This window comes from Rummeliibacillus sp. POC4, assembly GCF_003576525.1.
Classification (GTDB): Bacteria; Bacillota; Bacilli; order Bacillales_A; family Planococcaceae; genus Rummeliibacillus.
In genome coordinates this window covers 1-8,201 of sequence record NZ_QWUA01000105.1, presented here as the reverse complement: position 1 = coordinate 8,201, position 8,201 = coordinate 1, and the positions used below count along the sequence as shown (strand labels likewise).

Annotated in this window: 6 protein-coding genes; 3 read left to right on the top strand and 3 right to left on the bottom strand. The window is 35.1% G+C overall.

Annotated features, from left to right (window positions below; translation table 11 throughout):
- Positions 1 to 117 precede the first annotated feature (117 nt).
- Genes D1606_RS17630 through D1606_RS17620 form a run of 3 tightly spaced genes read right to left on the bottom strand, consistent with a single transcriptional unit; the run spans position 118 to position 3,758 of the window.
- Positions 118 to 1,587, bottom strand: coding sequence for a sodium/proline symporter (locus D1606_RS17630; RefSeq protein ID WP_119417327.1), 1,470 nt, complete (start codon positions 1,585 to 1,587; stop codon positions 118 to 120).
- 24 nt (positions 1,588 to 1,611) lie between these two features.
- A complete protein-coding gene (locus D1606_RS17625; protein ID WP_119417326.1) occupies positions 1,612 to 2,577 on the bottom strand; it encodes an ornithine cyclodeaminase family protein in 966 nt (321 codons plus the stop codon).
- Between the two features lie 17 nt (positions 2,578 to 2,594).
- The gene (locus D1606_RS17620; RefSeq protein ID WP_119417325.1) at positions 2,595 to 3,758 is read right to left on the bottom strand and encodes an NAD(P)/FAD-dependent oxidoreductase; all 1,164 of its coding nucleotides are present in this window, start codon (positions 3,756 to 3,758) and stop codon (positions 2,595 to 2,597) included.
- Positions 3,759 to 4,135: 377 nt separating this feature from the next.
- Here D1606_RS17620 and D1606_RS17615 point away from each other — a divergent pair, with 377 nt between their 5' ends.
- From D1606_RS17615 to D1606_RS17605, 3 genes are all read left to right on the top strand, one after another.
- Positions 4,136 to 5,263: a sugar ABC transporter substrate-binding protein gene (locus D1606_RS17615; protein WP_199670782.1), complete on the top strand. Its 1,128-nt coding sequence runs from the start codon at positions 4,136 to 4,138 to the stop codon at positions 5,261 to 5,263.
- Positions 5,264 to 5,353: 90 nt separating this feature from the next.
- Entirely contained in the window at positions 5,354 to 6,874 is a 1,521-nt protein-coding gene (locus D1606_RS17610; protein ID WP_119417324.1) for a sugar ABC transporter ATP-binding protein, read from the top strand.
- A 13-nt stretch (positions 6,875 to 6,887) separates the two neighbouring features.
- On the top strand, positions 6,888 to 8,066 hold the full coding sequence (locus tag D1606_RS17605) for a sugar ABC transporter permease (protein ID WP_119417323.1): 1,179 nt from the start codon (positions 6,888 to 6,890) through the stop codon (positions 8,064 to 8,066).
- Positions 8,067 to 8,201: the final 135 nt, after the last annotated feature.

The window sequence follows — 8,201 nt, the reverse complement described above, 5'->3', positions numbered from 1 at the left end:
AATAAAGAGCGAATAAACGAACGAAACTAGCGAATAAACAAGAGAAAAGAGCGAATAAACAGCCAAAACTAGCGAATAAAATGCAAAATGGAGCGAATAAAATGAGCATCATAATATTCAAGCAGTTTGTGTTTCTTCATCCTCCAATACATTCTTCTCCTCTTTTTGATCAGGGAATAGAAGACTGAAAATAATGCCGACAACAGCTGCAATGATGAATGTTGTAAAGCGTGAACTAATTACATCTTCAAGTGGAGTTGATATCCAAATAAGTGTACTCACAAAGCCCGCTATGATTGTAGCGATGACACCGATACCAGAGTAACGTTTCCATAAAAACGTTAGAATAATGGCTGGAGATAACGTACATCCTACACCTGCCCATGCCCAGCTAACAACTAAGTACACAAGAGATTTAGATGTTAAAGCAATGATTAAACCAACTAATCCAGCTACAACAATAGTGATTCTAGATATTCTAACTAATTGCTTTTCAGATAATTTTTTACCCATTGCTTTATTAACGATATCTTCACTGACAGAACTTGTCATAACAAGAAGTTGAGAATCTGCAGTAGAAATAATAGCTGCAAGAATACCTGAAAGTAAAAGCCCGGCTATCCACGGAGGAAGAAGATCGAGTGCCATATAAGGTAGAATGGTTTCTACATCTGCAAATTGATGATCTTGGTAAAGTGTAATAGCTGTAATCCCAATAAGAAAAGCTCCGCTATAAGCTAATACAGTCCAAATAATTGCTACAATACACCCGGTTGTTGCTTCTTTCTTATTTTTAAGCGCCATAAAACGCGAACTGAGCTGTGGTTGTCCTCCAAGGAATCCGAAGAACCAAGCAAAATTATTAAATAGTAATAAACCGAGTGCAAAACCGGTTACTCCACCTGTCCAAGAGTCAATTTCAGAACCGGAAGATTGTAATGCATGACTAATCGATAAATCGCCTGTATAAATATTGTAAATTGCGACGATTGGTAATATGACTAATGTTGCTAGCATCATTATACTTTGAATCATATCTGTCCATACAACACTGACAAATCCACCAGTGTAAGAAAGGATAATAACAATTACAATACTGAGCAACATACCAACAGTAGTGTGTATACTAAAAACGGTAAATAGAGTTTTTCCGGCTCCTGCAATTTGTGCACCAAAATAGAACATCATAAAACTAAAGATAAGAATAGTTGCTAACCATAATATGAGTTTTCCGTGTTTTGGAAACCGTTTTGCTAAATAACTTGGTAGAGTCATTACTTTATATTTTTCCGCATCTTGCATAAATCTTTTCGCTAAAAATAACCAAGCAAACACAATTCCTAGCGTAATACCAATGGCAACCCAAATTCCGGATAATCCAGTTGAATAGACAAATCCTGTATAACCTAGTAGCAACCAAGCAGATTCACCAGTTGCTCTTTCAGAGAAGGCTAGTGTCCAACCAGGTAATTTTTTCCCACCTAAAAGAAAATCTGAATGCCCCATATTACGACGACTAAAATAATAACCAATTCCTAGCATAAAGATGCAGTATAAGATAAACTCCACTAATACAATCGTGTTCAAATAATCATCCCCTTTTTTAGTAATTTACAACTCTACATTTTTTCCAATATTATGCTGTAAAGCAGTTTCTACTATTCTATTTGCAACAACAAGATCAAAAAGAGCCATACCAGTTGACTTGAACACGGTGGGTTGATGTTTTGAAATAATGGGTTTTACTTTGTTTGTAATAACTTTTGAAAATGGAATGACTTGTTTTTCTGTTATCCATGAATGCATTAATGGTGTCATTACATCGCCGCTTTCACTTCTTGCATCCAATGTATCTACATAAAGAAAGTCTAGATGGTTATAGATGAAATTTGGGAATTCTCTCATTTGTGGTTGGTATGAACCAATTCCGATGATGAGCTTCCCATTATAAATTTTTTCGATATTTGGAAGGACGGGTTCAGAAGAAGTAGTAGAAGTAATAATGATATCAGAGTGATCAACTAAATTAATCGTTTCATCAACAATATGAATTTCAATATCTTTTGCTATCTGTTTTTTTAGGGTTTCGATAAAAGCAGGAATCTTATCTTGTGTACGATTCCAGAGATATATATGGCGGATATCACGAACAGCACAAGCAGCCAATAGTTGATATAAACCTTGATAACCTGTACCAATTAAGCCAACCGAATGTGAGTCTTCATGTGCCAAATATTTAATAGCAGTACCACCAATAGCACCTGTTCGAATCCCGGTTAACAATGTTCCATTTAGGATTCCTTTAATCGCACCGTTTTGTCGATTGTGTAAGATCATCGTTCCTTGCGTTACTGGAAGATCTTGATTATTAGGAAAGACATTGACGATTTTTAACCCGGTGGAATCTGTTGCAATGCAGGGCATAAGTAATAACGTATTATCGTTGTCTTGAATTTGTGTTCGTAGAGGCATGTGAAAAAGTTTACTGTCATATAAAATATAGGCTTCTTCAATAGCTTGAATTGTGTCATTCATAGTGATTGCTTGCATAATGTCTTGTTCATTTAATAGCAGCAAATATATTTCCCCCTTTATTAAACGATGGCATCTTCTAAAACAAGATCATTTTCTGCAAAACGTTCAAAGCGTAAAGGATGTAAATCTAAATTTTCATATTTTCCTAGATGGATTAACTCAGCTAACCCTTGTCCAACTGCAGGAGCTTGCTGCATTCCATGACCACTAAAACCAAGTGCCATATAATAGCCTTGCATCGTAGGGTGAGTACCTATAATTGCATTGTGATCAGCTGTATTGAAACTGTATAGACCAGCCCAAGAAGATGTTATTTTGGCTATTTCAAAATTTTTCACCCGATGAGCTAATATCGGCCATATTTCATCATAGAAAAGAGAACGTGTTACCGTAAAATCTATACCTGGTTTCACTTTTTCTGAATAGCCACTTAAAATTTTATTGCCTTCATGTCGGAAGTACACGCCTGTAGGATCAACGGTTAAAGGTAAATCCTTCTCTAATGGAACTGCCGTATCAAACTGAAAAATTTGCCGCTTTAATGGATGAATAGGTAATGGAATACCCATTTTTTCACTTAAATAAACACCCCATGCACCTGCACAGTTAATAACAATTGGAGAATGATATTCTTGTCCATTGACTAAGCGAACTCCTGTTACCCGATTTTGAGTCGTCAATATCGTTTCAACTTCCTCAAAAATATATTCAACATCCATTCTTTGAGCGTTTTTTCGGAAGCCTTGCATAACGGAGTAAGGATCTAAATAACCATCTTCATGACAATAAAGCCCACCTGCTAAATCCTCGATATTTAATTCTGGAATAATATTGAGCAATTCGTCTGCTGAAAGTAATTGGGAAGGAACATTGAATTGATGTTGGAGAACTTGTTGCTTTTTTAAAGAAGAAATCATTTGAGCTGTACCTAAAAATAGATAACCATTTTGTCTAAAATCAATTTCAAATGGTTCACCATCAATTTTCATAGTTTCAGGGAATTTCTTATAAAACTGCAAACTATATCGACTTACTTGAATGTTAATGGAGGTTGTATATAATTGCCGAATTCCTCCAGCACTTCTGGAAGTTGAAGAATATTCATAAATAGGATCTTTTTCAAAAACAATAATTCTACCATCGAACCCAATTTTTCGAAGTGAATAGGCAGTACTAGAACCCATCACACCCCCTCCAACAATGACGATATCAGCTTTTTCCATAGAATCCCTCCATTTCAGGTATTTATATATACTATTGAAACATCATAGAAATAATGTGTAAATTTAAGAAAATTCCACCATTAAAGATACGATACTTTTTCTAATATGTGGCCACATTTCAAGAAAGACACGAAGACTAGCAAATCTAGCAATTGTACATAGTGTAATAAACTATTGATCTTCTAACTTGGATCATGCAAAGAGTATATTGAATTTAGAATATATTATGTAAAATTCATCTAATATTAGGCCTTTAGATAGTTCAAAAGATTGATTTATAATATTAAATTTTTGTATTAAGAATAATTGCGAAAACGTTTTCATATAAATCTGTGATTAAAGGAAATAACTTTAATCAGAAGGGGAGATGGTTTGTCGTGATAAAAAATTTAAAAAGGCTAACATTCATACTAGTTTTGCTATTCGTTACAATAGTTGCAACTGCATGTAATAGCAATGGTGATGGGGATAGTAAAAGTAACAAGAATAAAATAGACGTAGGAATTGTGTTGCCAACAAAAGATGAGCCGCGATGGGTACAAGATGAACAGCGTTTCAAAGATGCATTGAAGGATTCAAAATATTCTACAGAAATTCTATTTAGTCAAGGATCCTCGGCAAAAGAAAAAGAAAACGTTGAGTCACTCTTAAATAAGGGTATTAAAGTATTAATCATTACTCCTCAAGATGGTGCAGCAGCAGGTGCAGCAGTAGAAGCTGCCAAGAAAGAGGGAGTTACAGTCATTGCATATGATCGTTTAATCACTAATACCGATGCAGTGGATTACTATGTAACTTTTGATAGTTTAGCAGTTGGTGCAGCTCAAGCTCAATATTTGATCGACAATGCAAATGGTTCTAATGTACCGCTATACCTTTATGCAGGAGCGGCTTCAGATAATAATGCATTTCTTTTCTTTGAAGGTGCATGGAAAGTGCTTCAACCAAAAATTGCAGATGGTACATTCAAACTTGCGAACTCTAGTGAAGCTGAAAAGCTAAAAGATACCGCAGAACTTTCACGTGACCAATTAAGTAAAATTATTGGGCAAGTAACAACGAACTGGGATCCAAACGAAGCGAAAAACAAAGCACAAACACACCTAACTGCAGCGAAAGCAAATTTAAAAGGAAATGTAGCAATTTTAGCTCCTAATGATGGTACTGCACGCTCAATAGCAGACGTATTTTCAACAGATAAAGCTGTGAAAAGTTTTGTTGTAACAGGTCAAGATGCAGAAAAGGCTTCTATTCAATACATTATCGATGGCAAACAATCGATGACCGTATTCAAAGATGTTCGAACTTTAGTGACAGATGCAATGGGGGTAGCTGTTGAAGTATTAGATGGTAAAACACCTGATACAACGGGATCTTATGACAATGGTTCAGTAGAAGTAAAGGCTAAACAAACGGACGTAATTGTTGTCAATAAAGACAATGTGAAAAAGGAATTAATCGATTCAGCCTACTATGAAGCTAGTGAATTTAACGGTTTAGAGTAGAAAATGAACGAAGTGGAGAATAGTGATAGCAATTGCTATCACTATTTTGCCCATTAAAAGCTGAAAATGAAGTGAATTAGGGGTGATAAAATGAGTGAATATATACTCGAGATGAACAATATTACAAAAGAATTTTCTGGATTTAAAGCCCTATCAAATGTAAATTTCAAAGTAAAAAAAGGAGAAATTCATTGTTTGGTGGGTGAAAATGGAGCAGGGAAATCTACTTTAATGAAAGTGTTGAGTGGTGTCTACCCACATGGTACATATGAAGGTGATATCGTTTATGAAGGGCAAGTTCAACATTTTCATGAGATTAATGATAGTGTCAAATGTGGAATCGGGATTATCTACCAAGAACTTGCTCTATTTCCGGATTTGACAGTATACGAGAATATTTTTGTGGGAAATGAAATACGAAATGGTCCTTTTGTAGACTGGAATCAAACGATTGCAGAAGCAAATAAAATGCTAAAAAAGGTAAAACTCGATGTAACACCAGAATCATTGATCAAAGAACTGGGTGTTGGCAAACAACAGCTTGTAGAGATTGCAAAAACATTAAGTAAAGATGTCAAACTCTTAATTTTGGACGAACCAACAGCAGCATTAAACGAAGATGATAGTGAAAATCTACTAAAGCTTTTAAAAGAGCTAAAAAGCCAAGGAATCAGTTGTATTATGATTTCGCACAAACTGAAGGAAGTAATGCAGATTGCGGATAAAATAACTGTTTTACGAGATGGACATTGCATTTGTACTTTGGATGCTAGCCAGGGGAAAATAGAAGAAAATGTAATTATCAAAAATATGGTAGGACGCGAAATCGAAGATATTTATCCGAAACGAGAAGGCCATATAATAGGAGAAACTATCCTTGAGTTAGAAGATTGGACAGCCTTTGACCCACAATTAGGAAGAAATGTTGCCAAAAATGTTCATCTCCACGTAAAAAAAGGAGAAATCATTGGAATTGCAGGATTGATGGGGTCTGGTCGTACAGAACTAGCACTAAGTATATTTGGCAATCCGAAATATTATAAACTGCAAGGCAGTCTGAAAATACATGGTTCAAAAAGAATGTTGAGAAATACAAACGATGCGATAAATGCAGGCATTTCTTATGTAACAGAAGATCGTAAGGGCAATGGATTGTTTTTATTGCAAGATATAAAAAGTAATATTTCGGTAGCACATTTAAAAGGGATTACATCTAACGGTGTTGTCAACCTAAATGAAGAAGTAAAAGTTGCAAATCAATACAAAGAATCGTTGCATATTAAAGCAAGCTCACTTGAACAAAGAGTTGGAAATTTGAGCGGAGGCAATCAGCAAAAGGTTTCATTAGGTAAATGGCTATTTACGTCACCAAAGATTTTAATATTAGATGAACCAACACGAGGGATTGATGTCGGTGCTAAATTTGAAATTTACACAATTATGAACCAGCTGATATCAGAAGGCATGAGCATCATCATGATCTCTTCAGAACTTGGAGAAATTCTTGGCATGAGCGATCGAATATATGTTATGGCTAATGGCACTATCAAAGGGGAACTATCCGCCGAGGAAGCTACACAAGAAAAAATCATGGAACTAGCTACACAATAAAGGGGGGAACGTAATGAATTTATTAAAAGAAGGAAAAAATTTAGTGAAACTAAATATTAGAGAATATGGGATGTATATTGCCTTATTTGTAATTATTTTAATCTTTACCATTTTGACTGATGGGTTATTTATTTCATCTAGAAATATTAGTAATTTACTAGATTCTGCTGGGTATATTGCTGTGTTGGCAGTAGGGATGACACTTGTAATTGTTATTCGGCATATCGATTTATCGGTCGGTTTTTTAGCAGGCTTTTTAGGAGCTATAACTGCCATTCTATTAACCCAATATGGACTTTCAGTATGGCTAGTTATTCCGATTATATTAGTATTAGGTATACTAATCGGATTAGTATACGGCTTATTAATCGCAAAAATTGGTGTTCCATCTTTTGTTGTAACGCTTGCTGGTATGCTGATTTTCCGTGGTGCACTCCTACAAGTAACTGAAAAAACCGGAACGATTATTATAAAAGATGAGCAATTCAATGCAATAGGGAATGGATTTATCCCATCAATAATGGAGTTGAACGGACTCCATTTATTAACATTATTAATAGGTTTAGTTGGAATACTTTTATTCATATACAACGAAATTACAATTCGCCGAAATAAAATGAATTATGGTTTTGAAGTGATGTCAGGTAGTATCTTCAGTATAAAACTAATCTTCATCTCCGCGATCATTGCGTATATAACATGGATTTTAGCAGGTTATAATGGGTTTTCTTGGACTGTTATTATTGTTGTAGCAGTTGTAGTGATTTATCATTTTTTAACAACCAAAACGGTTCTTGGACGCCGTATTTATGCAGTAGGTAGTAATCCAGAAGCCGCTCATTTAAGTGGAATCAGTGTAAAGAAAATAACGTTTATCGTCTTTGGATCGATGGCGATGCTTGCCGCTTTATCTGGAATTCTCTTTACTTCACGCTTACAGTCTGCAACAACAACTGCTGGAACTTTGTTTGAACTTGATGCAATAGCTGCTGCTTATGTAGGTGGGGTCTCAGCTGCCGGTGGGGTAGGAAAAGTAACGGGAGCGATTATTGGTGCAATTGTGATGGCTTCTTTATCCAGTGGTATGAACTTACTAGGAATTGGCATATCCTATCAATATATCATTCGTGGTACTGTATTAGCAGTAGCGGTAATATTTGACGTTATGACTCGTAAAGAACAACGAGCTTAATAAGAATAGCCCTAATGTTAAGTGGCAAAATTATTGCTGTTTATTTCCTACTAAATACATTTGTTTTATTTTGAAAAATATTTTATAGTTATATATAGAATTTTCTGTAAAGTATCTTAATAGAATAAAATGAAA